The 23,375-nt window shown below is 72.7% G+C and carries 21 protein-coding genes and 1 tRNA gene; 10 read left to right on the top strand and 12 right to left on the bottom strand.

The window, feature by feature from the left end; all coding sequences use genetic code 11:
* Positions 1-11: 11 nt before the first annotated feature.
* The 3 genes from HNQ01_RS06990 to HNQ01_RS07000 are packed head-to-tail and all read left to right on the top strand — an operon-like array spanning position 12 to position 5,112.
* Positions 12-986: an XrtA-associated tyrosine autokinase gene (locus HNQ01_RS06990; protein WP_173804647.1), complete on the top strand. Its 975-nt coding sequence runs from the start codon at positions 12-14 to the stop codon at positions 984-986.
* A gap of 10 nt (positions 987-996) precedes the next feature.
* Positions 997-2,667: a TIGR03016 family PEP-CTERM system-associated outer membrane protein gene (locus tag HNQ01_RS06995; RefSeq protein ID WP_173804648.1), complete on the top strand. Its 1,671-nt coding sequence runs from the start codon at positions 997-999 to the stop codon at positions 2,665-2,667.
* Positions 2,668-2,685: 18 nt separating this feature from the next.
* Complete coding sequence (locus HNQ01_RS07000; protein ID WP_173804649.1) at positions 2,686-5,112, top strand: XrtA/PEP-CTERM system-associated ATPase; 2,427 nt, start codon at positions 2,686-2,688, stop codon at positions 5,110-5,112.
* A gap of 19 nt (positions 5,113-5,131) precedes the next feature.
* Here the strand turns inward: HNQ01_RS07000 and ftsY are convergent, their stop codons facing one another.
* The gene (gene ftsY, locus HNQ01_RS07005; protein ID WP_173804650.1) at positions 5,132-6,247 is read right to left on the bottom strand and encodes a signal recognition particle-docking protein FtsY; all 1,116 of its coding nucleotides are present in this window, start codon (positions 6,245-6,247) and stop codon (positions 5,132-5,134) included.
* A gap of 123 nt (positions 6,248-6,370) precedes the next feature.
* Here ftsY and rsmD point away from each other — a divergent pair, with 123 nt between their 5' ends.
* The 3 genes from rsmD to HNQ01_RS07020 are packed head-to-tail and all read left to right on the top strand — an operon-like array spanning position 6,371 to position 7,837.
* Positions 6,371-7,009, top strand: a complete 639-nt coding sequence (gene rsmD / locus HNQ01_RS07010) for a 16S rRNA (guanine(966)-N(2))-methyltransferase RsmD (protein ID WP_173804651.1) — start codon at positions 6,371-6,373, stop codon at positions 7,007-7,009.
* A gap of 22 nt (positions 7,010-7,031) precedes the next feature.
* Positions 7,032-7,541 carry a pantetheine-phosphate adenylyltransferase gene (gene coaD, locus HNQ01_RS07015; RefSeq protein WP_076458432.1) on the top strand — a complete coding sequence of 170 codons (510 nt, stop codon included), beginning with the start codon at positions 7,032-7,034 and terminating at the stop codon, positions 7,539-7,541.
* Between the two features lie 23 nt (positions 7,542-7,564).
* Entirely contained in the window at positions 7,565-7,837 is a 273-nt protein-coding gene (locus tag HNQ01_RS07020) for a YfhL family 4Fe-4S dicluster ferredoxin (protein ID WP_173804652.1), read from the top strand.
* Positions 7,838-7,847: 10 nt separating this feature from the next.
* Here HNQ01_RS07020 and pth read toward each other — a convergent pair whose 3' ends face one another.
* The 7 genes from pth to HNQ01_RS07055 form a co-directional block, all read right to left on the bottom strand.
* A complete protein-coding gene (gene pth, locus HNQ01_RS07025) occupies positions 7,848-8,483 on the bottom strand; it encodes an aminoacyl-tRNA hydrolase (protein WP_173804653.1) in 636 nt (211 codons plus the stop codon).
* A 75-nt stretch (positions 8,484-8,558) separates the two neighbouring features.
* On the bottom strand, positions 8,559-9,182 hold the full coding sequence (locus tag HNQ01_RS07030) for a 50S ribosomal protein L25/general stress protein Ctc (RefSeq protein ID WP_173804654.1): 624 nt from the start codon (positions 9,180-9,182) through the stop codon (positions 8,559-8,561).
* 58 nt (positions 9,183-9,240) lie between these two features.
* Positions 9,241-10,203 carry a ribose-phosphate pyrophosphokinase gene (locus HNQ01_RS07035; RefSeq protein ID WP_173804655.1) on the bottom strand — a complete coding sequence of 321 codons (963 nt, stop codon included), beginning with the start codon at positions 10,201-10,203 and terminating at the stop codon, positions 9,241-9,243.
* A gap of 90 nt (positions 10,204-10,293) precedes the next feature.
* Positions 10,294-10,370, bottom strand: a tRNA-Gln gene (locus HNQ01_RS07040).
* A gap of 46 nt (positions 10,371-10,416) precedes the next feature.
* On the bottom strand, positions 10,417-11,307 hold the full coding sequence (ispE, locus tag HNQ01_RS07045; RefSeq protein ID WP_173804656.1) for a 4-(cytidine 5'-diphospho)-2-C-methyl-D-erythritol kinase: 891 nt from the start codon (positions 11,305-11,307) through the stop codon (positions 10,417-10,419).
* A gap of 55 nt (positions 11,308-11,362) precedes the next feature.
* Positions 11,363-11,926, bottom strand: a complete 564-nt coding sequence (locus HNQ01_RS07050; RefSeq protein ID WP_173804657.1) for a lipoprotein insertase outer membrane protein LolB — start codon at positions 11,924-11,926, stop codon at positions 11,363-11,365.
* The gene (locus HNQ01_RS07055) at positions 11,923-13,818 is read right to left on the bottom strand and encodes a tetratricopeptide repeat protein (RefSeq protein WP_173804658.1); all 1,896 of its coding nucleotides are present in this window, start codon (positions 13,816-13,818) and stop codon (positions 11,923-11,925) included. Before HNQ01_RS07055 ends, HNQ01_RS07050 begins: the two co-directional genes overlap by 4 nt.
* 75 nt (positions 13,819-13,893) lie before the next feature.
* Between HNQ01_RS07055 and mutM the strand changes: the two genes are divergently transcribed.
* The 3 genes from mutM (at position 13,894) to mutY (ending at position 17,988) form a co-directional block, all read left to right on the top strand.
* A complete protein-coding gene (mutM, locus tag HNQ01_RS07060) occupies positions 13,894-14,730 on the top strand; it encodes a bifunctional DNA-formamidopyrimidine glycosylase/DNA-(apurinic or apyrimidinic site) lyase (protein ID WP_173804659.1) in 837 nt (278 codons plus the stop codon).
* An 89-nt stretch (positions 14,731-14,819) separates the two neighbouring features.
* Positions 14,820-16,883, top strand: a complete 2,064-nt coding sequence (locus HNQ01_RS07065) for a dynamin family protein (RefSeq protein WP_173804660.1) — start codon at positions 14,820-14,822, stop codon at positions 16,881-16,883.
* Complete coding sequence (mutY, locus tag HNQ01_RS07070; RefSeq protein ID WP_173804661.1) at positions 16,876-17,988, top strand: A/G-specific adenine glycosylase; 1,113 nt, start codon at positions 16,876-16,878, stop codon at positions 17,986-17,988. Before HNQ01_RS07065 ends, mutY begins: the two co-directional genes overlap by 8 nt.
* Here the strand turns inward: mutY and HNQ01_RS07075 are convergent.
* Genes HNQ01_RS07075 through HNQ01_RS07090 form a run of 4 tightly spaced genes read right to left on the bottom strand, consistent with a single transcriptional unit; the run spans position 17,978 to position 22,243 of the window.
* Positions 17,978-18,667 carry an LON peptidase substrate-binding domain-containing protein gene (locus tag HNQ01_RS07075; RefSeq protein ID WP_246607185.1) on the bottom strand — a complete coding sequence of 230 codons (690 nt, stop codon included), beginning with the start codon at positions 18,665-18,667 and terminating at the stop codon, positions 17,978-17,980. The two genes, mutY and HNQ01_RS07075, sit on opposite strands and share 11 nt — an antisense overlap.
* 9 nt (positions 18,668-18,676) lie before the next feature.
* Positions 18,677-19,627: an RNase adapter RapZ gene (gene rapZ / locus HNQ01_RS07080; RefSeq protein WP_173804662.1), complete on the bottom strand. Its 951-nt coding sequence runs from the start codon at positions 19,625-19,627 to the stop codon at positions 18,677-18,679.
* A 13-nt stretch (positions 19,628-19,640) separates the two neighbouring features.
* Complete coding sequence (gene recN, locus HNQ01_RS07085; protein WP_173804663.1) at positions 19,641-21,353, bottom strand: DNA repair protein RecN; 1,713 nt, start codon at positions 21,351-21,353, stop codon at positions 19,641-19,643.
* Positions 21,353-22,243 (bottom strand): NAD kinase, encoded by an 891-nt coding sequence (locus HNQ01_RS07090; protein ID WP_173804664.1) that lies wholly within the window; start codon positions 22,241-22,243, stop codon positions 21,353-21,355. The genes recN and HNQ01_RS07090 overlap by 1 nt, the downstream gene beginning before the upstream one ends.
* Before the next feature lie 104 nt (positions 22,244-22,347).
* On the opposite strand from HNQ01_RS07090, the gene hrcA reads away from it, so the two are divergent.
* Entirely contained in the window at positions 22,348-23,364 is a 1,017-nt protein-coding gene (hrcA, locus tag HNQ01_RS07095) for a heat-inducible transcriptional repressor HrcA (RefSeq protein ID WP_173804665.1), read from the top strand.
* Positions 23,365-23,375: the final 11 nt, after the last annotated feature.

Here is a 23,375-nt window from a genome sequence, read left to right on the forward strand (position 1 = left end):
GAGTCATCCAGATGAACACCATCGAGCAGGCCGCCAAGCGCCTGGCTGAACTCAAGCGCGCCGGCTACGACGTCCCGGTGCCCGACATGCCGGGCGGAAGCCCGGCGGCGCAGCCCGGCGCCACGCCCGCGGTGCCGCTGCCGGCCGAGGCCGGGCCGGCGGGCGCGTCCGCGCCGGCCGCCGTCGCGGCGGTCGCGGCGGCACCCGCGGTGCCTGCGGTGCGCAGCGCCCAGGTCGAGATGCTGCCCTCGTCCGGCCGGCGCTCGCGCGAGGTCATGATCGACGTCGCCCGTCTCGAGCGCGAGGGCTATCTGGTGCCCACGCAGGCCCGCTCGCAGCTGGCCGAGCAGATGCGCATCATCAAGCGCCCGCTGCTGGCCAATGCCCGTGGCGAGACGGCGCAGCACATCCCGCGCGCCAACCTGATCCAGGTCGTCAGCGCGATGCCCGGCGAGGGCAAGACCTTCTTCGCGATCAACCTCGCGATGAGCATCGCGATGGAGGTCGACCTGTCGGTGCTGCTGGTCGACGCCGACGTGCTGCGCCCCTCGGTGCTGGCGCGCTGCGGCATCGAGCCCTCGCGCGGCCTGATGGATGTGCTGAAGTCGCCCTCGCTCGACCTGGCCGACGTGATGCTGCGCACCAACGTGCCCAAGCTGACGCTGCTGCCGGCCGGCACCGCCAACGCGCAGTCGACCGAGCTGCTGGCCAGCGCGGCGATGGAGAAGCTGCTCGACGAGCTGGCCTCGCGCTTCCCGGACCGCATCATCGTCTTCGATGCGCCGCCGCTGATCCCGACCACCGAGTCGCGCGTGCTGGCGTCCCGCGTCGGCCAGGTCGTCATGGTCGTCGAGGCCGGCAAGACCACGCACGGGCAGGTCACGCAGGCCTATGCCGCGGTCGAGCAGTGCCCGATCGTGCTGTCGGTGCTCAACCGCGCCAGCACCAAGTCGAACGAGGCCTATGGCTATTACTACGCCACCTGAGGCTGCCGCGGTGCGGCGCATCGTGCTGTCCGTGCTCGGTGCGCTGGCCGTGGTGGCGGCCCAGGCCCAGCAGGTGCCGGGCGCAGCGGCCAACGATGCCGGCGCGGCCGCGACGCAGTTCAACCCGAACCGCACGCCGGTCAACGCGATTCCCGACGCCGCCCAGGCGCTCGGCGGCGTCGGCGGCGCGCCGCCTCCGGCGGCCGCCTCGGCGCCGGCGCGCGGATGGCGCGTGGCGCCGGCGCTGAAGGTCACGGCCACCGCGACCAACAACGTCGGCCTGCAGCAGGGCGACCGCCAGGCCGACGTCGTCACGACGGTCACGCCGCAGCTGCAGCTGCTCGGCACCGGGCCGGACTACCGGCTCAATGCCAACGTCGCCGCCGACGTGGTGCAGTACCTCGGCCGCACCCGCGCCGACCGCATCTTTCCGCGCGGCCAGGTGGCGCTGAACGCGCGTCTGCTCGAGCGGCTGTTCTTCGTCGACGCCGAGCTCGGTGCCGACACCACCTCGTCGACGCCCTTCGAGATGCTCGGCGACGGGGCCACCTACTACACCGCCAGCACCGTCACCCGCGAGCGGATCAGCCCCTACATCGACCGCGAGCTGTCGCCGGGGTCGCGCTTCACCGCGCGCAGCGACAACACCTGGTCGCAGGGCCGGGGCACCGGCACCGCCGCGGCGGCGCAGCTCAACGCCGACGCGCATGTGCGCACCGACACGCTGCGCTACGACCTGCGCCCGCAGCCGACCGGCCTGCGTGCCGAGTACAACCGCCAGGACACCCGCTACCGCGACAGCGCCGGCAGCCTCGTGCTGGCCACCGCGCGGCTGTCGGCGCTGTACGCTCCGGATCCGACGCTCACGCTCGGCGTGACCGGCGGCAGCGACGGCGCCGACTACTCGACCAACTCGGTGCGCGAGACGCTGCGCGGCGTGCTGCTGCGCTGGGCGCCGTCCGAGCGCACCGTGTTCGACAGCCTGGTCGAGAAGCGCTTCTTCGGCACCGGCTGGAACGCCACGCTGACGCACCGCTCGCCCTTCATGGCGCTGTCGGCCGGACTGCAGCGCCAGGCCTCGACCTACGCGTCGCGCCTGGGCACGCTGCAGGCCGGCGGCGACGTGGCCACGATGATCGACGCGATGCTGCAGACGCGCATCCTCGACGAGGCCACCCGCCAGGCCGCGGTGCAGGACCTGATGAGCAAGCGCGGCCTGTCGAACTCGCTGGGCAGCGCGGTCGACCTGTACTCGCGCACCGTGCAGGTCCAGCAGGGCGTCAACGTCACGCTGGCGCTGGTCGGCGTGCGCCACACCTTCACGATGCGGCTGTACCAGACGCGGCTGGAGGACTATCACGGCGGGAACGAGGACAGCAGCGGCATCGTCGGCCTGGCCAGCGACTCGATCCAGCGCGGCATGACGCTGGGGCTGAGCCGCCGGCTCGATCCGGACACGACCGCCTCGGTGACGCTGACACGCGCACGCACCGAGGGCATCGGCGCCAACGCGACGCTGGGCACGCGCAGCGGCACGATCGTGCGGCTCGGCCTGTCGCACGCGCTGTCGCCGCGCACGACGGTCACCGGCGCGCTGCGCCACCAGTCCGGCTCGACCTCGCTGATCAGCCCGACGGCCAGCGAGACCGGCCTCTCCGCCGGCCTGCTGCACCGTTTCTGACGGCTTCGAAGAACGACGATGTACGAATCCCACTTCGGTTTCAGCGGCCCGCCCTTCCAGCTCAACCCGGATCCGGCGTTCTACTTCAACAGCCGCGGCCACGGCCGCGCGCTGGCCTACCTGCAGTACGGTGTCGCGCAGGCCGAGGGCTTCGTCGTCATCACCGGCGAGATCGGCGCGGGCAAGACCACGCTGGTGCGCATGCTGCTCGACGGGCTGGACCGACAGAAGGTGCTGCCGGCGCAGATCGTCAGCACCCAGCTGGAGTCGGGCGAGCTGCTGCAGTCGATCATCACCGCCTTCGGCATTCCCGCGCAGGCCAGCAGCTCCAAGGCGCACCTGATCGCGACGCTGGAGGCCTTCCTGACCGCGCTGGCGGCGCAGGGGCGTCATGCGCTGCTGATCGTCGACGAGGCGCAGAACCTTGAACCGCGCGCGGTCGAGGAGCTGCGCATGCTGTCGAACTTCCAGCTCGGCAACCATGCGCTGCTGCAGAGCTTCCTGGTCGGCCAGCCGGAGCTGCGCCGCCTGCTCGAGTCGCCGACGATGGAGCAGCTGCGCCAGCGCGTGACCGCGTCCTGCCACCTCGGGCCGCTGACGCTCGCGGAGGCGCGCGACTATGTCGAGCACCGGCTGCGCCATGTCGGCTGGGACGGCCGTCGTCCGGCCTTCGCCGACTCCGCCTTCGACAGCCTGTTCCGCTGGTCCGGCGGCGTGCCGCGGCGCCTGAACCGCCTGACCAACCGCTCGCTGCTGGCGGCCTTCCTCGACGGCGCCGACACCATCGACGCCGAGCTGGTCGAGCGCACCGCCGCCGAGCTGCGCAGCGAGATCGGCGAGGGCGACCTGGCGCCGGTCGAGCCGCTGGCGGCTGCGTCGGCGGTGGACGCGCCTGCGCCGGCCCCCGTTCCGGTCGCCGAACCCGTGGCGCCACCCCCTTCGGCGCCGGTGCTGCAGTTCATCGCGCCGCCGGCACCGGCTCCGGTTCCGAGCCCGGCGGCGACGCCCGAGCCTGCGCCGGCACCGGCGGCCGAGGCGCCCGCACCGGCCACGATCGAGCTCGACGAGCGCGCGCGCGACTCGCTCGAACGCGAGCCGCTGCCGCGCATGGCGCTGCCGGCGGCCCGTCTGCAGGCGCTCACCTCCGCGATCCGCGCCGCGCGCAGCCATGCCGACGGCCTGCTGGCGCGCCGCGCCAGCCGCGATGTCCTGCTGTGCCTGGCCGACAGCACCAGCGCCGCGCTGAAGTTCGCCGCGCTGGCCGAGGCGATGGCCGAGATCGGCCGCGCGCCGCGCATGGTGCTGGTCAGCCTCGGGCCCCTGCCTCTGGTCTGGCCGTGGAACGGCATGGGCCGCGTGCTGCCGACGCTCGAGGTCGGCCTCGATCTCGAATGGGTGCCGGGCGACATCGAGCAGAGCATCTCGCGCATGACCGAGGGGCTCGGCCAGTTCATCGAGGAATTCGCGCCGATGGCGGTGCTGAGCCTGGGATCGAGCGACGCGATGACCGCCTGCTGCCTGGCCGCGCACCAGCGCGGCCTGCCGCTGCTGCGGCTGGAGGCCGGCACCCGCACCACCGGGCCGCAGGCCTGGAACGCGACGATGATCGAGCAGGCGGCCGACGTGCTGTTCGTGCCGGGGCAGGCGGCGCCGATGGGCCAGCTGCGGCGTCAGGGCCTGCAGCCGGATAGGCTGTTCTGCGTGCCCGACCGGCTCGAGTCCGACGCGCTGGCGCGGCTGTGGCCGGAGGTGCCCGCACCGTCCGGGGCCTGCCTGCGCAACGGCCTGCCGATGTATTTCGGCCCGACCTGGTCGGTCAATGGCGTCGAGGGCGAGCCCTTCATGCTGGTGGCGGTCTCGCTGCTCGGCCATCCGGTCGAGGCGGCTCGGCGACTGGTCGAGGCGCTGCTGGGTGCGGGCGGCCCGATGCGCCGGCTGTGGATGATCGATGCGCCGACCCGCGAGGCGCTGAAGGCGCTGCTGGCGCAGCAGCCTGCGCTCGACGGTCCGGTGCTGCTGATGCCGTCGGGCGGACCGCGTCCGGCCGGCCTGCGCGAGCGCATCGACGCGGCGCGGTTGCTGTGCTGCGAGGTCGGCTCGCTGCCGGAGCAGATCGGCCTGCTGTGCGGCGCCAGCGCCGCGCTGGTCGAAGGCGGCCATGTGCTGGCCGACGCGGCGGCCCGGCTGGGCATCGCGCTGGCCGGTGTCGACGTCTCGCGCGGCGTGCTGCTGGGCACCGCGTCCGAGGGTCCGGCGGCCGAGTCGCCGCTGGAGGCTGCGACGCTGTCGGCGCTGCTCGGCCTGGACGGTGCGGTCGCGCTGCGCGACGGCCCGGTCGAGCCGGTGAGTGCCTCCGGCGCCTCGGTCGAGATCGCCAGCTACCTGCAGGCCTGGATCGACCGGCTGATGTCGGACCGCGACGGACCGCTGCAGCCGGCCGCCTGAGGCCGCCGGGCCTGCCGGCTCAGCTCAGCAGCGCCTGCGCGAACTCGCGGGCGCTGAAGGTCTGCAGGTCCTCCAGCTTCTCGCCGACGCCGATGAAGTAGACCGGCACCGCCGGCTTGCCCTGCGCGACGCGCTCGCGCACCCACAGCGCGATGGCCGCGAGCACGCCGCCCTTGGCGGTGCCGTCGAGCTTGGTGACGATCAGCCCGGTCAGGCCGATCGCCTCGTCGAAGGCCTTGACCTGGGTGAAGGCGTTCTGGCCGGTGTTGCCGTCGACCACCAGCAGCACCTCGTGCGGCGCGCCCTCCATCGCGCGGCCCAGCGTGCGGCGGATCTTGCGCAGCTCGTCCATCAGGTGCAGCTGCGTGGCCAGCCGGCCGGCGGTGTCGGCGATGACCACGTCGCAGCCGCGCGCCTTGCCGGCCGAGACCGCGTCGAAGCAGACGGCGGCCGGATCGCCGCCTTCCTGGCTGACGATCTCCACGCGGTTGCGGTCCGCCCAGACCGCCAGCTGCTCGCGCGCGGCGGCGCGGAAGGTGTCGGCCGCAGCCAGCAGCACCTTGCTGTCCTGCTCGGCCAGATGGCGGGTGAGCTTGCCGATGCTGGTGGTCTTGCCCGCGCCGTTGACGCCGGCGACCATCATCACGGTGGGCTGGGTCGCGCCGATCTGCAGCGAGCCTTCCAGCGGCGCGAGCAGCTCGGCCAGCACCTCGGCCAGCAGCGCCTTCACGCCGGCCGGATCGGTGCAGCGCGTGTCCTTGACGCGCTTCTTCAGCTCCTCGAGCAGGTATTCGGTGGCGCCCACGCCGGCGTCGGCCATCAGCAGCGCGGCCTCGAGCTCCTCGTAGAGCGCCTCGTCGATCTTCGTGCCGGTGAAGACCTGGGCGATGCTGGAGCCGGTGCGCTGCAGGCCGGCCTTGAGCTTCTGCAGCCAGGAGCCGCGTGCGGCCGGGGCCGGTGCGGGCTCCAGGGGCGTGACGGGCGCCGGCAGGTCGGCCGGTACAGGCGCCAGGGCAGGGGCGGGCAGGGACGCTGCCGAGGGCGACTCGGCCGCCGGGCCGTCCTGCGGCCCCTCGGGAGCGGGTTCCGGGGCCGGAGACGACGAGAAGAGCTTGCGACGGAGGAAACTGAACATGCGGGCGGGGGCCGGGTGAGCAGCCGGCAGGGAGTCGGGCAGGGCCGGCGCCGGTGCCGCGCGAGGCGGGCAGCAGACGGCCGCAGGATGATGGTCCGATTGTAGGCAGCCCGCCTGACTAGAATGCCGCCCGTGCCCAGAAATCATCCCGACCGCCGTGCGCCGGCCTCGCCGCACGCCCCCCGCGCTTCCCGTGCCGACGGTGGCGCGCCCGGAGAGATCCGCCTGATCGGCGGGCGCTGGAAGCGCACGCGGCTGCCGGTGCTGGCCGAGCCCGGTCTGCGCCCGACGCCCGACCGGGTGCGCGAGACGCTGTTCAACTGGCTCGGCCAGGATCTCTCGGGCTGGCGGGTGCTCGATGCCTTCGCCGGCACCGGCGCGCTCGGCTTCGAGGCGGCCTCGCGCGGCGCGGTCGAGGTGGTGCTGCTGGAGCAGGGGCCGCGCGCGGCCGCGCAGCTGCAGCAGGCGGCCGCGCGGCTCGGCGCGACGATGGTCGAGGTGCGGCGCACCGACGCGCTGGCCTGGATGGCGGGAGCTCCCGCCGGGCATTTCGATCTGGTGCTGCTCGATCCGCCTTTCGGCGCCGACCTGTTCGAGCGTGCGCTGCAGGCGGCGCGGCGGCTGCTGGGCGAGGGCGGCTGCATCTACCTGGAGGCCGACCGGCCCTTCGACGAGGCCGCCTGCGCCGCGCTGGGGCTGACGCTGCACCGTCATGGCCGCGCCGGCATGGTGCATTATCATCTTCTGAAACTGCACCCCTGAAGCATCCGCTCCGGAGCCCGTCTTGACCCCCGCGATCCAGCAACTCACCGCGATCTATCCCGGCACCTTCGACCCGATGACCCTGGGTCACCAGGACCTGATGCGTCGCGCCAGCCGGCTGTTCAGCCGCCTGATCGTGGCGGTCGCCGCCGGCCACCACAAGCGCACGATGTTCACGCTCGAGGAGCGCCTGGAGATCGCGCAGGAGCTGGCCCAGCCCTACGGCAATGTCGAGGTGGTCGCCTTCCGCGGCCTGCTGCGCAACTTCGTCGTCGAGAACGGCGGCAAGGTGGTGGTGCGCGGCCTGCGCGCGGTCAGCGACTTCGAGTACGAGTTCCAGATGGCGGGCATGAACCGCCAGCTCATGCCCGAGGTCGAGACGCTGTTCCTGACGCCGAGCGACCAGTACCAGTTCGTCAGCGGCACCTTCGTGCGCGAGATCGCGATGCTCGGCGGCGATGTGTCGAAGTTCGTCGCGCCGTCGGTGCTGGCGCGTCTGCAGCAGCGCGTGGCCGCCGGTCCGCGCGACTGAGCGGGCCTCAGGAGAACCGGATCATGGCGCTGACCATCACCAGCGAGTGCATCAACTGCGACGTCTGCGAGCCCGAGTGCCCGAACCAGGCCATCTCGATGGGCGAGGAGTTCTACGTCATCGACCCGGCGCGCTGCACCGAGTGCGTCGGCCATTTCGACGAGCCGCAGTGCGTGCAGGTCTGCCCGGTCGAGTGCATTCCGGTCCATCCGGAGCATGTCGAGACGCGCGAGCAGCTGCAGGCCAAGTACGACCTGCTGCAGCGCAGCGCGCTGCCGCGCACCTCGATCGGCTGAACGCGTCGGCTCAGCCGCCTTCGGTCGGCGTCGGCGCTGCCGGCGGCCTGGGCGGGCGCGGCGGCTTCGGGCGCTGCGGCCCGGCGTGCAGCAGTGCGGTGGCCTTCGCCATGTCGCCGGCCAGCAGCAGGTCGAGCGCCTCCATCGAGCGGTCGATGCAGCCCTCGATCAGCTCGCGCTCCGATGCCGGCGGCTTGCGCAGCACATAGCCCGCGACCTCGGCGCGGTCGCCCGGATGCCCGATCCCGAGGCGCAGCCGCCAGAAGGCCGGCGAGCCGAGCTGGGCCTGGATGTCCTTCAGCCCGTTGTGGCCGGCGGCGCTGCCGCCCTGCTTGAGCTTCATCTGGCCGGGCAGCACGTCGAGCTCGTCGTGCACCACCAGGATTTCCTCGGGCGCGATGCGGAAGAAGCGCGCCAGCGGCGCCACCGACTTGCCCGACAGATTCATGTAGGTCTGCGGCTCGATCAGCCAGATCGGGCCGGCCGGGCGGTTCACCCGCGCGACCAGACCGTGATAGGCCTTGTCGGCGCTCAGGTGCGCGCCCAGGCGCCGCGCTACGGTGTCGATCCACCAGAAGCCCGCGTTGTGGCGGGTCGCCTCGTATTCGGGGCCCGGATTGCCCAGGCCGACCAGCAGTCGGATCATGATCTCCTTCCCACGCAAAAAAGCCCCGCCAGGGCGGGGCTTCTCGTCGGTGCAACCAGGGTCGCGAGGCAAGAATTACTTCTTGCCCTTGCCCTTCTTGCCCTTGTCGGCGGCCGGAGCGGCAGCGACGACGATGATTTCCTCGACGATCTCCACCGGGGTGGCGATGACCGGGTTCTTGCGGCCGTGCGTGCGGACCTTGATGCTCGGGTCGAGCACCAGATCGTCGACGTGCAGCGACTTGCCCTTGACCATGCCCTTCAGGTCGACGGTCAGGAATTCCGGCAGCTGCTCGGCCAGGCACTCGATGTCCAGCTCGGCCACGACGTGGTTGATCGTGCACTTCTCGAGCTTGACGGCTTGCGACTCGGCTTCGTTGATGAAGTGCAGCGGAACGCGCTTGCGGATGCGGGTGGTGGCGTCGACGCGCTGGAAGTCCACATGCAGGACCAGCGGGCGGAACGGGTGCATCTGCAGGCTGCGCAGCACGACCTTGGTGGTCTCGCCGCCCAGTTCCATCTCGAGGACGGAGCAGTGGAAGGCTTCCTTCTTCAGCGCGTGGTACAGCGCATTGTGGTCCAGCTCGATCTGGGCCGGATCCTTGACGCCGTAGACGATGCCGGGAACCTTGCCGGCATTGCGCAGGCGGCGGCTCGCTCCGGTCCCCTGCACTTCGCGCGGGAATGCGACGAATTTCATGTGATTTCTCCAGACAATGGAAGGGCGCCCGCGACCAGGCCGCCCCGGGTGAAACGGATCAGAAGTTGTTGTTCTGTTCCGAGAAGAGATCGGTCACCGAGGCGCCGTCGGAGATGCGACGGATCGTTTCGGCGAACAGGAAGGCCACCGACAGCTGGCGGATCTTCTTGCAGTCCTTGGCCGCGCCACGCAGCGGGATGGTGTTGGTCACCACCACCTCGTCGAGCTGCGAGCCGGCGATGCGGTCCACGGCCGGACCCGACAGGATCGGGTGCGTGCAGTAGGCGAAGACGCTGTTGGCGCCGCGGTCCTTGAGCACCTCGGCGGCCTTCACCAGCGTGCCGGCGGTGTCGATCATGTCGTCCATGATCACGCAGTTGCGCTTGTCGATGTCGCCGATGACATGCATCACTTCGGAGACGTTCGCCTTCGGGCGGCGCTTGTCGATGATGGCCAGGTCGCAGCCGAGCTGCTTGGCCAGGGCCCGCGCGCGCACCACGCCGCCGACGTCGGGCGAGACGACCACGAGGTTCTCGTAGTCCTTGCCCTTCAGGTCGCTCAGCAGCATCGGCGAGGCGTAGATGTTGTCGACCGGAATGTCGAAGAAGCCCTGGATCTGGTCGGCGTGCAGGTCCATCGTCAGCACGCGGTTGACGCCGGCGGCTTCCAGCATGTTGGCGACGACCTTGGCGCTGATCGGCACGCGGGTCGAGCGCGGACGGCGGTCCTGGCGTGCGTAGCCGAAATACGGGATCACCGCGGTGATGCGACGGGCCGAGGCGCGCTTGAGCGCATCGACCATCAGCAGCAGCTCCATCAGGTGCTCGTTGGTCGGCGCGCAGGTCGGCTGGACGACGAAGACGTCGCGGGCGCGGACGTTCTGCTGGATCTCGACGGTGACTTCGCCGTCGGAGAAGTGACCGACGGCAGCCTTGCCCAGTTCGAGGCCCAGTTCGGAGGCGATCTCGCGGGCCAGGGCCGGGTTGGCGTTGCCGGTGAAGAGAAGGGTGTCGGAGAGCATGTGCGGAGCTGCCCGCGGAAGCGGACTTTTCAGGCCATCAAGAAACAAGCGCCTCGCCGTGTGACCGGCAGGCGCTTGATGTGGATGGTTTGGCAGGGGAGGAAGGACTCGAACCCTCGCATGTCGGAATCAAAATCCGATGCCTTAACCAACTTGGCGACTCCCCTACGCTGGACCCGTCTGTCGACGCGCCCGAAAACTCTGTGCCGCTTTTCAGTCCTGCACCCAATGCTGCATCGGGTGTTCATCCAGACCTCTGCACGTTCTCGCTGTCCAGAGCTCATTCGGTGTCGCCAAACTCCGAAGAACCTTTTCTGTCAGCGTGTCGTGCTGGACACTGCATTCTCGCAGACTTTCCGGATACTGCGCAAAAACTGCGCTTCCTGATCCGCTCATCTTGCTGAGCCCTAGATTCTGCTTGAGAATTTTTAGTCCGTCAACTACTTGCTTGCTGTACGCTTCGGCGCCGGCTTGCAGATCGTTTTTCCCGAACTCGGGCTCTGCGAGAAAGACTGCAATTGTGGCGGGTTTCGTGTCGCGGCGCAAGAGGGGGCTCGAAAAAATCGCGGCGGTCGGAATCGCGACCGGGGGCTTGAGCACCAGATAGGTTGCCGGCGGCAGCTCGATCGGGGTCAGGATCTCGCCGATGCCCTCGACCCAGGCATTGCGTCCGCCGACGAAGAACGGCACGTCCGCGCCCAGTTTCACGCCGAGCTCCAGCAGCGTGCGCCGGTCCAGCCCGAGTTTCCACAGCCGGTTCAGCCCCAGCAGCACGGTGGCGGCATCGGAGCTTCCGCCGCCCAGGCCGGCCCCCCAGGGCACCTGCTTGTCGATCGCGACGTGCACGCCCTCGCGGGTGCCGGTCACCTGCTGCAGCAGCCGCGCGGCGCGGGTGCACAGGTCGTCCTCGGGCAGCGCCGGACCGAGGTCCTCGCGGCTGATCCGGCCGTCGGCGCGGCGTTCCAGATGGATCGTGTCGCACCAGTCGATCAGCCGGAACACCGACTGCAGCAGGTGATAGCCGTCGGCGCGGCGGCCGACGACATGCAGGAAGAGATTGAGCTTGGCCGGGGCCGGCAGGTCGTACAGGGCGGACAGGGACATGCGCGCGCGGGCGGGTGAGCGGGTGAGAAGGCAGGGGCGGGACGGGCGTCGGCGGTCAGGACGGGCCGTCGAGCCTGAGTCGCACGGTGACGGTCGGCGCGGGCAGGCGGCGCTCGGCCAGCAGCAGTCCTTCGGGCAGGCGGCCGGTGCGCACGCTCCAGCCGAGCTGGCGAAAGCCCGGGGCGCCGTCGGCCTCGGACAGCGGCCGGCTGCTCGCGCCCGACCAGGGCCGGCCGTCGATCCAGTCGAACAGCGCCGCCAGCGGCAGCGCATCGCCGACCAGCGCCTCCATCATCGTGTCGAGATCGCCGAAGCGCTGCGTGGTGCCGGCGCTGTCGAGCAGGACCTCGCCGGGACGCCACTGCGCGCGGCCCAGCGGCAGGCCGATCGGGCTGATCAGCGTCAGCCGGCCGGCCTGCGCGTCGCCCTCGAGCTCGAAGCCCGAGCTGAAGGAGCGCGAGGCGTCGCCGCTGACCTGCACCGCGAGCCGGCCGCTGCGCAGCGCGGTGGCCGCGGCGCCGGGGCGGCCGGTGTCGGGCGGCGTCAGGGCCGCGCAGCCGCCCAGCAGCAGGGCCAGGCCGAGCAGCGGCGCGGCCAGCGCCGCGCGGACCGGCCTCACGGCTTCACCTTCAGCCGCTCGAGCGTCTCGATCAGCACCTCGTTGCCGGCATCGCGCTCGCGCGACTCGCGCCAGACCTGGCGGGCCTCGTCACGGCGGCCCATCGACCACAGCACCTCGCCGAGGTGGGCGCCGATCTCGACGTCCGGCCGCTGGCCGTAGGCCTGGCGCAGCAGCCGCGCGGCCTCCTCGGCGCGGCCCATGCGGAACTCGACCCAGCCGAGGCTGTCGGTGATGTAGGGATCGCCCGGCGTCAGCGCCAGCGCCCGCGCGATCAGCTCGCGGGCCTCGGGCAGGCGCTGGCCGCGCTCGGCCAGGCTGTAGCCGAGCGCGTTGTAGGCGTGCTGCTGTTCGGGGCGCAGCGTGATGACGCGCCGCAGCAGCGTCTCCATCTCGTCGTAGCGGCGCAGCTTCTCGGCCAGCAGCGCCTGCTCGTAGAGCAGGTCGGCATCGTCGGGCAGGCGGGCGGTGGCCTGTGCGAGCAGCTCGTGCGCGGCCTGCCACTGGCGTGCGTCGCGCAGCAGCTGCGTCTCGGTCAGCAGCCGGGCGCGCTGCTGCTCGGGCGTGTCCTGCGGCAGTCGCTGCAGCAGCGCGCGCGCCTCGTCGAGGCGGCCCTGGCGCATCAGCAGCGAGGCGCGGCGGCTCAGCACGGTGGCCGAGTCCTGCGGCTGCAGCTCGGCGGCGCGCTCGAGCCAGGTCTGCGCGGCGGCGTAGTCGCGCAGCTGCTCGCTGGCCTGCGCAAGCATCAGGAAGGCCTGCAGCAGCTCCTGCTCGTCGCCGCGGCGCAGCAGGTCGCCGGCCTCGCTCGAGCCGTCGTCCTCGTCTTCGCCGGATGTCTGCGGACGGACCAGCGGCGGCGTGGCCACGCTGCGCAGGTCCAGATAGCGCTGCAGCGACACGCGCGCCGGAGCGGGCTCGCCGGCCTCGATCTCGAGCGCGCCCTGCATCAGCCAGCCGTTGCCCATCTCGGGCGCGGCGCGGGTGAGCGCGCGCGCCTCGCGCAGCGCCTCGCCGTAGCGCTGTGCGGTCGACAGCCGGCGCACATAGCCGGCGCGCACCGCCGGGGCCGGCATCGGCGAGGCCAGATGCGCGCGCACGATCTCCTCGGCCGCGGGCGTGTCCTTCATCAGCTCCAGCGCCAGCAGCGCCGGGGTCGGATCGGCCGGGTCGCGCCGGCTGGCCTGGCGCACGTAGCCCAGCGCACGCTCGCGCTCGCCGGCCGTCAGCCAGGCCGCGGCGGTGGCGATCTGCGCGCTGGCGAGCGTGGCCGGGCGCGAGCGCCAGACGGCCAGCGTCTCGTCGAGCATGCGCGCGGTGTCCTGCGGCTTGGCTCCGGCGAGCACCAGCCGCGGCAGGCTGGCGATCGCGGCCGGGCGCTCGGCCTCGGGCGTGAGCTCGATGAAGCTCTCGAGCGCCTTGCGCGCGTCGGCGAAGCGGCCCAGCGCGACCAGCATCTGGGTGTCGATCTCGGCGGCCTGACGCGACTGGGGCAGCGCCTGGCGCCACTGGCGCAGCGCCTCGGCGGCCTGCTCGCCGGCCTGCGCGCCCAGCGCGATGTCGACCGCGCGCCGGTAGAGCGCCTCGTCGCGCGAGCGCTTGGCCGCCTCCATCATGACCTGATAGGCCAGCGCCGGATTGCCCGCGCGCAGCTCGAGCTCGCTCACCAGCACCTGATAGAACAGCACGCCGTCGAGCGCCGAGCGCGTCGGCGCCGCGGCCGCAGCCGAGGCGGCAGGGGCGGACGGTGCCGCCTCCTGCGCCCGGGCCGGCAGCGCGAGGCCGCCCAGCAGGCCCAGGCCCGCCATCAGCGCGCACAGGCCGCGCAGGCGCCCGCCGGGATGTTTCAGGGGGGCGCGGCGCGCCGAGATGGCGGGAACGGGCGGCAGGGGCATCGAGGCGGACTCCATGTTCGAGGCCATTCTAGGGCGCGGCGCCGGCCGGGCCTGCGGGCTTCGATAATTCCGCGCATGCCTGAACTGCCTGAAGTCGAAGTCACCCGCCTCGGTCTGGTCGACCGCATCGAGGGCGCGCAGGTGCATGCGGTCCGCCTGGGCAAGCCGCTGCGCTGGCCGCTGGGCACCGATCCGCAGGCGCTGGCCGGCGCCCGCGTCGGCCGCCTGCAGCGCCGCGGCAAGTATCTCTGGCTGCCGCTGGGCGCCTGCGGCGGGCTGCTGCTGCACCTGGGCATGTCGGGCTCGCTGCGCTTCGATGCGGCCGAGGCGCTGCCGCCGGCCGGGCCGCACGACCATTTCGAGATGCAGACCGACCGCGGCCTGCTGCGCCTGACCGATCCGCGCCGCTTCGGCGCGGTGGTGTGGTCGAGCGCGCTCGACGCGGCGCCTGCGGCCACGCTGCTGGCGCGGCTGGGCGTCGAGCCGCTGTCGCCCGCCTTCAGCGCCAGCGTGCTGCAGCAGGGCCTGCGCGGGCGGCGCGTGCCGGTCAAGCAGGCGCTGCTGGCCGGCGACGTCGTCGTCGGCGTGGGCAACATCTACTGCTCGGAGGCGCTGTTCGCCGCCGGCATCGATCCGCGCCAGAGCGCCGGCACGCTCGACCGCGCGGCCTGCGAGCGGCTGGTCGACACCGTCCGCGACGTGCTGCAGCGTGCGCTGGCCGCCGGAGGCTCGACGCTGCGCGACTTCCGCGACGTTCATGGCATGGGCGGCGCCTTCCAGCTGCAGGCGCAGGTCTACGGCCGCGAGGGCCTGCCGTGCCGGGTCTGCGCCACGCCGGTGCGGCGCATCGTGCAGGGCCAGCGTGCGACCTATTTCTGCCCACGCTGCCAGCGCCTGCCGCACGGATCCTGAACTCGCGAATCCGCTGCGCTACCATGCCAGATCACCCCGGGCCGCGCGCTGCGCGTGCCGCTCGGACCAGCCTCAGCCACGCCACAGCGATGAGCGAACATCTTTCCGGGCCGCAGGCGGCCCCGCCCGACGAACCCGTCCACGAGCCCTTCGTGCGCAGCCTCGACGCGCTCGGGCGCTGGCGCGCGGCGCTGCAGGAACGGGTGCACGACCTGTCGCGCTTCCTGCGCGAGCAGGGCCTGCTCGACGAGAACGCCGACGACCTGCTCGACGCGCTGGCGCGGCGCCTGGCCGGCGAGAAGCTGGTGGTGGCCTTCGTCGCCGAGTTCTCGCGCGGCAAGTCCGAGCTGATCAACGCGATCTTCTTCGCCGATGCCGGCCGGCGCATCATGCCGGCCTCGCCCGGGCGCACGACGATGTGCCCGGTCGAGCTGGGCTGGGATCCGGAGGAGGCTCCGGGGCTGGCGCTGCTGCCGATCGAGACGCGGCTGGACGGCGCCTCGCTGGCCGAGCTGCGCGCGCAGCCGCGTGCCTGGCAGCGCGAGTCGATCGACGTGCAGGACCCCGCCGCCTTCGCCCGCGCGCTCGACGCGGTGCGCGGCGTGCGCGCGGCCTCGGTCGACGAGGCGCGCCAGCTCGGCTTCTGGAACGACGAGCAGCCGGCCGACAACCCGCCGATGCTCGCCGACGGCCAGGTCGAGATCCCGCGCTGGCGCCATGCGCTGATCAACGTGCCGCATCCGCTGCTCAAGCGCGGCCTGGTGGTGCTCGACACCCCGGGGCTGAACGCGATCGGCGCCGAGCCGGAGCTGACGGTCGGCCTGCTGCCGAGCGCGCATGTCGCGGTCTTCGTGCTGGGCGCCGACACCGGCGTGACCCGCTCGGACCTGGAGATCTGGCGCGACCACCTCGCCTCGCAGGCGCTGGCGCGCTATGTGGTGCTGAACAAGATCGACGCGCTGATCGATCCGCTGTCGCCGCGCGAGCACAGCCTGGCGCAGATCGCCTCGCAGTGCGAGCAGGTGGCGCGCACGCTGGGCATCGCGCCGGAGCGGGTCTTTCCGCTGTCGGCGCGCCAGGCGCTGGCCGCGCGGGTCGAGGGCGACGTGGCGCGGCTGGCCGACAGCCGGCTGCCCGCGCTCGAGCAGGCGCTGGCGCAGCAGCTGCTGCCCGAGCGGCGCGCGGTCTTCGAGCAGCTCACGCTCGAGGCGCTGGGCGTGATCCGCGCCCAGACCGGCCGCACGCTCAACGACCTGCGCCGCCAGCTCGCCGAGCAGCTCCAGGAGCTGCGCGGCCTGCGCGGCAAGAGCGGCGCGAAGGTGCAGCTGCTGCTGCAGCGCGTCGGCGCCGAGACGGCCGAGTTCGAGCAGTGCACCGCGCAGATCCAGGCGCTGCGCGTCGTGCACTCGCGCTCGCTCAAGGCGGTGCTGGCGACGCTGGCCAGCGACATGCTCAAGCGCGAGGTCGATGCGATGATCGGCTCGATCCGCGACTCCTTCCTGAAGCTGGGCGCGCGGCGCTCCTACACCCAGCTCTTCGCCGACCTGCGCCAGGCGCTGGAGACGGCGCAGCAGCAGGGCGGCGAGCTGCGCGAGCTGCTGTCGGCCTCGTGCCACCGGCTCAATGCCGAGTTCGGCTTCAGCCTGATGGTCCCGCCGGCGCCGGAGCTGGCGCGCTTCCGCGACGATCTGGCGCTGATCGAGCGCAACTACATCCAGTACCTCGGCCTGACGCAGGCGGTGCGGCTGGCGCAGCCGCGCTTTCTCGAGCAGTTCCGGCGCATGCTGATGTCGCGCCTGCGTGCGGTCTTCGAGGGCGCGGCCGGCGAGATCGAGCTGTGGAGCCGCACGCTGTCGGGGCAGATCGACGCGCAGCTGCGCGAGCGCCGCAAGGCCTTCAAGCGCCGGCGCGAGTCGCTCGAGCGCATCCGCGCGGCCGCCGGCGAGCTGGAGTCGCGCCTGGCCGAGCTCGAGGCCCAGGACCAGCGCCTGGCCACGACCGAGGTGCGGCTGCAGGCGATGCACGAGCGGGTGCGCCGGGCCGCGATCCGCCACGAGCTGGCGCTGCCGAGCGACTTCGCCGCGCTGGCGGCGGCGCCGGTGCGCGCGGGGGGCTCGCCCGCGCCGGCCGCGCCGGTCTCCAGCGATGCCTGAACCGCGCATGGACGACGACGACGACCTGGCCGGCCGGCTGGTGCGCTGGCAGCGCAGCCACGGCCGCCACGCGCTGCCGTGGCAGAACACCCGCGATCCCTACCGCGTCTGGCTGTCGGAGATCATGCTGCAGCAGACCCAGGTCGCGACGGTGCTGGGCTACTACGAGCGCTTCCTGGCGCGCTTCCCCGACGTGCGCGCGCTGGCCGCGGCACCGCTGGACGACGTGCTGGCGCTGTGGAGCGGGCTGGGCTACTACAGCCGGGCGCGCAACCTGCACCGCTGCGCGCAGCAGGTGGTCGAGCGCCACGGCGGCGACTTCCCGCGCAGCGCGGCCGCGCTGGCCGAGCTGCCGGGCATCGGCCGCTCGACCGCGGCGGCCATCTCGTCCTTCTGCTTCGGCGAGCGGGTGGCCATTCTCGACGGCAATGTGCGCCGGGTGCTGTCGCGCGTGCTGGCCTTCGAGGGCGATCTGGCGCAGGCGGCGCAGGAGCGTGCGCTGTGGGACCTGGCCACCGGCCTGCTGCCCCAGGATCCGGCCGACATGCCGGCCTACACCCAGGGCCTGATGGACCTGGGCGCGACGCTGTGCATGCCGCGCCGCGCCGACTGCCTGCTGTGCCCGTGGCAGGCGCCGTGCCGCGCGCGGGCGCTCGGCCGCGAGCTGGACTTCCCGGTGCGCACCCGCAAGCTCAGGCGCGGCCGGCGCGAGAGCTGGTGCCTGTGGCTGCGCACGCCGCAGGCGGTGTGGCTGCAGCAGCGCCCCGACACCGGCGTCTGGGCCGGGCTGTGGACGCCGCCGATGTTCGACGACGCGGCCGCGCTCGACGCGGCGGTGGCGCGGCTGGGCAGCGGCGGCGCGCAGGCGCTGCCGTCCTTCGTGCATGTGCTGACGCACCTGGACTGGACGCTGCATCCGCGCCGGGTCGAGCTGGGCGGCGCGCTGCTGGCCTGCGAGCCGGGGCAGGATCCGCCCGCGGCGCCGCTGCCGGAGCTCGCGCCCGGGCGCTGGTGGCGCCACGACGAGCTCGACGCGGTCGGCCTGCCCGCGCCGCTGCGCCGGCTGCTGCAGCCGGCGGCGCCGGCCGGCCCGCTCAGTCGCTGATCACGCCGTGCCGGCGCAGGAAGCCGTCGACCAGGCGAAGCCGCGACACCGGATCGGGCAGCATCATCAGCTTGTGGCGGGTGGCCAGCGGAATCGGCAGGATCTCGCTCCAGCGGTTGGCGACCCAGCCGGCGTCGTCGAGCCGGTGCGGCTCGAGAAAGGGCGCCTGCTCGCGCTGCGCCAGCGTCGCGATCGCGCGGCCGAGCGCAGCGGCACAGGCCTGCAGCTCCGCGCCGACCGGCTGCGCCGGGTCGGCGGCCTGCAGCACGGCGTCGGCGCGCCACAGTCCGTCATGGCCCTGGTGCGGTGAACCCACCAGCGTGAAGCGCTCGAGGCCGCGGCAGCGCACCTGCAGGATGCCGGCCTGCTCGCTGTCGCAGTCCAGCACCTCGGCCAGGCAGCCCTCGGGCTCGAAGCGCACCGGCTCGTCGTCGCGGCGCACCTCGCTGCCCTGCACCAGCGCGACGACGCCGAAGCGCTCGCCGCTGCGCAGGCAGGCCGAGATCAGGTCGAGATAGCGGGCCTCGAACACCCGCAGCGGCAGCAGCCCGCCCGGAAACAGCACCGTGCCGAGCGGGAAGAGCGGCAGCTGCGGGCGCAGGCCGGGAAAGAGCCCGGGCGCCGTCGGCGCCATGCCGTCATCGGACGGGAACGGGCCGGGGCGGTCGCCGGGCGTCATGTCGGATCCTCAGTGCTGAGCGGCGGCCTCGCGGGCCTCGATCTCGCGGTGGCGCACCAGCGTCGGGATGCGGTCGCGGAAGCGCGCCGCGAGCTGCTCGACCGAGTAGACCGAGCGGTGCTGCCCGCCGGTGCAGCCGATGGCCACCGTCAGGTAGCTGCGCTGGTCCTGCTCGTAGGCCGGCAGCCAGCGGGCCAGGAAGCCCTCGATCTGCGCCAGCATCTCGGCGACCTCGGGCTGGCCCTGCAGGAACTCGATGACGCCGGCATCGCGGCCGTTGAGCGCGCGCAGCTCGCGCACGTAGTGCGGATTGGGCAGCACGCGCAGGTCGAACACCAGGTCGGCGTCGCGCGGCACGCCGTGCTTGAACGCGAAGGACTCGAACACCAGCGTCAGCGACGAGTGTGCCGCGCCGACGAGCTGGCGGATCCACGAGCGCAGCTGCGTCGGGCGCAGGTCGCTGGTGTCGATCACGGTGCTGGTCTCGCGCAGGGGGCTGAGCATCTCGCGCTCGCGCTCGATCGCCTCGCCCAGCGCCGAGCGGGACTGGCCGCCCTGGCCGTCGTCCTCGCTGGAGAGCGGATGGCGCCGGCGCGTCTCGGAGAAGCGCCGCACCAGCGTCTCGGTGCGCGAGTCCAGGAAGATCATCAGCACCGGCGTGCCTTCGCGGCGCAGCGTGTCGATCATCGGCAGCAGCTTGGGCAGCGAGGCGGCGGTGCGCACGTCGGCCGCGATGGCCAGGCGCCGGCGCGGGTCGCGGCCCTCCAGCCGGATCAGCTCGGGCAGCAGCTCCGGCGGCAGGTTGTCGACGCAGAAGTAGCCGGCGTCCTCCAGCGCGTTGATCGCCACCGACTTGCCGGATCCGGAGATGCCGGAGATCAGCACCACCGGCTGGGGTGGCGAGCCGGTGGGCGGCGCGGCGAGGGCGCCGGTCGGTGCGGGGTCGGTGGCGGTCGTCATGTCTCTTTGTCGGTCAGGGAACGGTGTCTTGGAGCGGATTCTGCGATGCCGCGGCCTGCAGCATGTCCCGCGCATGCGCCAGGCCGGCGCCGGAGCTGCTCTGGCCGCCGATCATGCGGGCAATCTCGCCGACGCGCTCGTCGCCGCCGACCGGACGGATCTCGCTGCGGGTGCGGCCGTCGTCGCCGACCGCCTTGCTGACCACCAGATGGGTGTCGGCGCAGGCGGCGACCTGGGCCAGGTGCGTGACCGCCAGCACCTGGCAGTCCCGGCCGAGCTGGCGCATCAGCCGCCCGACGGTGTCGCCGACCGCGCCGCCGACGCCGGAGTCGATCTCGTCGAAGATCAGCGTGCCCGCGCCCAGGCCGCGCGCCTGGCGACTGCGGCCGGTGGTGACGGCGATGGCCAGCGCCAGCCGCGACAGCTCGCCGCCGGAGGCGACCTTGGCCAGCGGCCGCGGCGTGCTGCCGGCGTGGCCGGCGACCAGGAACTCGACCGATTCCAGGCCATGCGCCTGCGGCTCGGCCAGCGTCTCCAGCGCGATCGCGAAGCGTCCGCCGGCCATGCCGAGCTGCTGCATCGCCGCGGTCACCGCGTCGGCCAGGCCAGGCGCGGCCGCCTGCCGGCGTGCCGAGACCTGGCGCGCCTGCGCGACGAAGGCCGCCCGCGCGGCCTCGGCCTGGCGCTGCAGGCCCTCGAGATCGGTGGCGGCATCGAGCTCGGCCAGCTCGGCCTGCCACTGCGCCAGCTGCGCGGCCAGATCCGGCGGCGGGCAGCGGAAGCGCCGCGCCAGCCCGATCCAGGCCGACAGGCGCGCATCGAGCTCGGCCAGGCGCTCGGGCTCGAGCTCGGTGCGGCGCAGCAGCGCCTGCAGGCTGCGTGCGGCGTCGGCCAGCTGCGCCTGCGCGCCGGCCAGCACCTCGATGACCTCGGCCAGCGCCGGCTCGTAGCCGGCCACCGTCTCCAGCGCCTCGAGCGCGCGTGCGGCCTGGCTGCTGGCCGCCGCCTCGCCTTCGTGGACCGCGTCGACCGACAGCTGCACCGCGTCCAGGATGGCCTGCGCATGGGCCAGGCGCTGGTGTTCGGCGTTGAGCTCGGGCCATTCGTCGGCGCCCGGCGCCAGGCGCTCGACCTCGCCGATCTGCCAGACCAGGCGCTCGCGCTCGCGTTCGCGCTCGGCGCCCAGGCGCTCGGCGGCCTCCAGCCGCGCGAGCTGCTCGCGCCAGCGCTGCCAGGCCTGCAGCATCGGGCCGCCGTCGACCTCGGCATGGTCGTCGAGCCACTGGCGCACCGCCGCGGGCCGCGTCAGGCTCTGCCAGGCGTGCTGGCCGTGGATGTCGACCAGGTGCTCGGCGATCTCGCGCAGCTGCGCGACGGTGGCGGCGCTGCCGTTGATCCAGGCGCGGCTCTTGCCCTGCGCGTCGATCGTGCGGCGCAGCAGCAGCGTCGCCGCGCCGGCCTCGTCGGCCGGGGCCAGGCCGGCCTCGTCGAGCCAGGCCGCCAGCGCCGGCGGCACCGGCTCGAACTCGGCGGCGATCTCGGCGCGGCTCTCGCCCTCGCGGACCACGCCGGCGTCGCCGCGTCCGCCCAGCGCGATCTGCAGCGCGTCGATCAGGATGGACTTGCCCGCGCCGGTCTCGCCGGTCAGCGCGGCGAAGCCGGGGCCGAAGTCGACGTCGAGACGGCTGACGATGACGAAGTTCCGCAGGGACAGCCGGCGCAGCATCACTGGCCTCCGTCGCCGGGCAGGGCGCCCTCGTTCCAGTGCAGCTTGCGACGCAGCGTCGCGTAGTAGTTCCATCCGCGCGGATGCAGGAAGCGCACGCGGTGGTCGGAGCGCCGCACGGTGATGCGGTCGCCGATGAGCAGGCTGGCCAGCGATTGCATGTCGAAGTTGACGGAGGGCTCGCGCGCCGAGACGATCTCGATGCTGATGCGTCCCGAATCGGGCACGACGATGGGGCGGTTGGAGAGCATGTGCGGCGCGATCGGCACGATCAGCCAGCCGGCCACGCCCGGGTGCAGGATCGGGCCGCCGGCCGACAGCGCGTAGGCGGTCGAGCCGGTCGGCGAGGACACGATCAGGCCGTCGGCGCGGAAGTTGGCGACGAACTGGTCGTCGACCTCGACGCGCAGCTCGACCATCGAGGTCGTGCCGCTGCGCAGCACCACGTCGTTCATCGCCACCGCCTCGTAGATCGACTCGCCGTCGCGCAGCACGCCGCCCTCGAGCATCGCGCGGTGCTCCTCCTCGTAGTCGCCGGCGACGATGGCCTTGAGCGCGTGCAGCACCTGTGCGACCGGAATGTCGGTGATGAAGCCCAGCCGGCCCTGGTTGACGCCGACCATCGGCACGCCGTAGCGCGCCAGCGTGCGGGCGATGCCCAGCATCGTGCCGTCGCCGCCGACGACGATGGCGATGTCGCAGGTCTGGCCGAGCTCGTCGGGCGTGAGCGCCGGATAGCCCGCCAGGCCGGTGTTGTGCGCGGTCTCGATCTCGACCGAGACCTCCAGGCCCCGCCGGGTCAGCAGGTGCGCGATCTCCTCGAGCAGCGGGCGCATGCCACGGGCCTGGTACTTGCCTATGAGCGCGGCATGACGGAAGCGGCTGATCATGGGCACAAATTACACCACAGCACTTTGACAGTCCGGGCCGCGCCCCCATGTCGGCAGGCAAGGGGGCGTCCTGTCAGGAAGCGCGCCCTACAATCGGTTTCACCATGATGGACGATCGTTCGAAGCTGCTGCTGAAGACGCTGGTCGAGCGCTACATCGCCGACGGCCAGCCGGTGGGGTCGCGCACCCTGTCGAAGACCTCCGGGCTGGAGCTGTCGCCGGCGACGATCCGCAACGTCATGGCCGACCTCGAGGAGCTCGGCCTGATCGCCAGCCCGCACACCTCGGCCGGGCGCATTCCGACCGCGCGCGGCTACCGCGTCTTCGTCGACACGATGCTGACGGCGCGCCCGAACGGCAGCGGCTTCGAGGAGTCCTCGATCGCGCCGCTGCAGCCCGACCAGCCCAAGCGGGTCATCGCCAGCGCCGCCAACCTGCTGTCGAACCTGTCGCATTTCGTCGGCGTCGTCACCGCGCCGCGCAAGGTCGGCGTGTTCCGCCACATCGAGTTCCTGCGCCTGGGCGAGCGCCGGGTGCTGCTGATCCTGGTCGCGCCCGACGGCGACGTGCAGAACCGGGTGCTGTTCACCGCGCAGGACTACAGCCAGTCGCAGCTGCTCGAGGCCTCCAACTACCTCAACGCGCACTACGCCGGCCTGACGATCGACGAGGTGCGCGACCGCCTGCAGGGCGAGGTCGACCGGCTGCGCGTCGAGATCGCCACGCTGATGCAGGCGGCGGTGCAGGCCGGCAGCGATGCGGCCAGCGACGAGGCCGCGCAGGTGGTCGTCTCGGGCGAGCGCAACCTGCTGGGCGTGAGCGACTTCAGCAACGACCTGGGCTCGCTGCGCAAGATGTTCGACCTGTTCGAGCAGAAGACCCAGCTCATGCGCCTGCTCGACGGCTCCAGCCGCGCCGAGGGCGTGCGCATCTACATCGGCGGCGAGAGCGGCGTGGTCCCGATCGAGGACCTGTCGGTGGTCTCCGCCCCCTACGAGGTCGACGGCCAGGTGGTGGGCACGCTGGGCGTCATCGGCCCGACCCGCATGGCCTACGACCGCATGATCCAGATCGTCGACATCACCGCGCGCATGGTCGGGCAGGCGCTGAGCCAGAAGTGATGCACACCGCC

The organism is Sphaerotilus uruguayifluvii (assembly GCF_013294065.1).
In the GTDB taxonomy this organism is placed as follows: Bacteria; Pseudomonadota; Gammaproteobacteria; order Burkholderiales; family Burkholderiaceae_C; genus Sphaerotilus; species Sphaerotilus uruguayifluvii.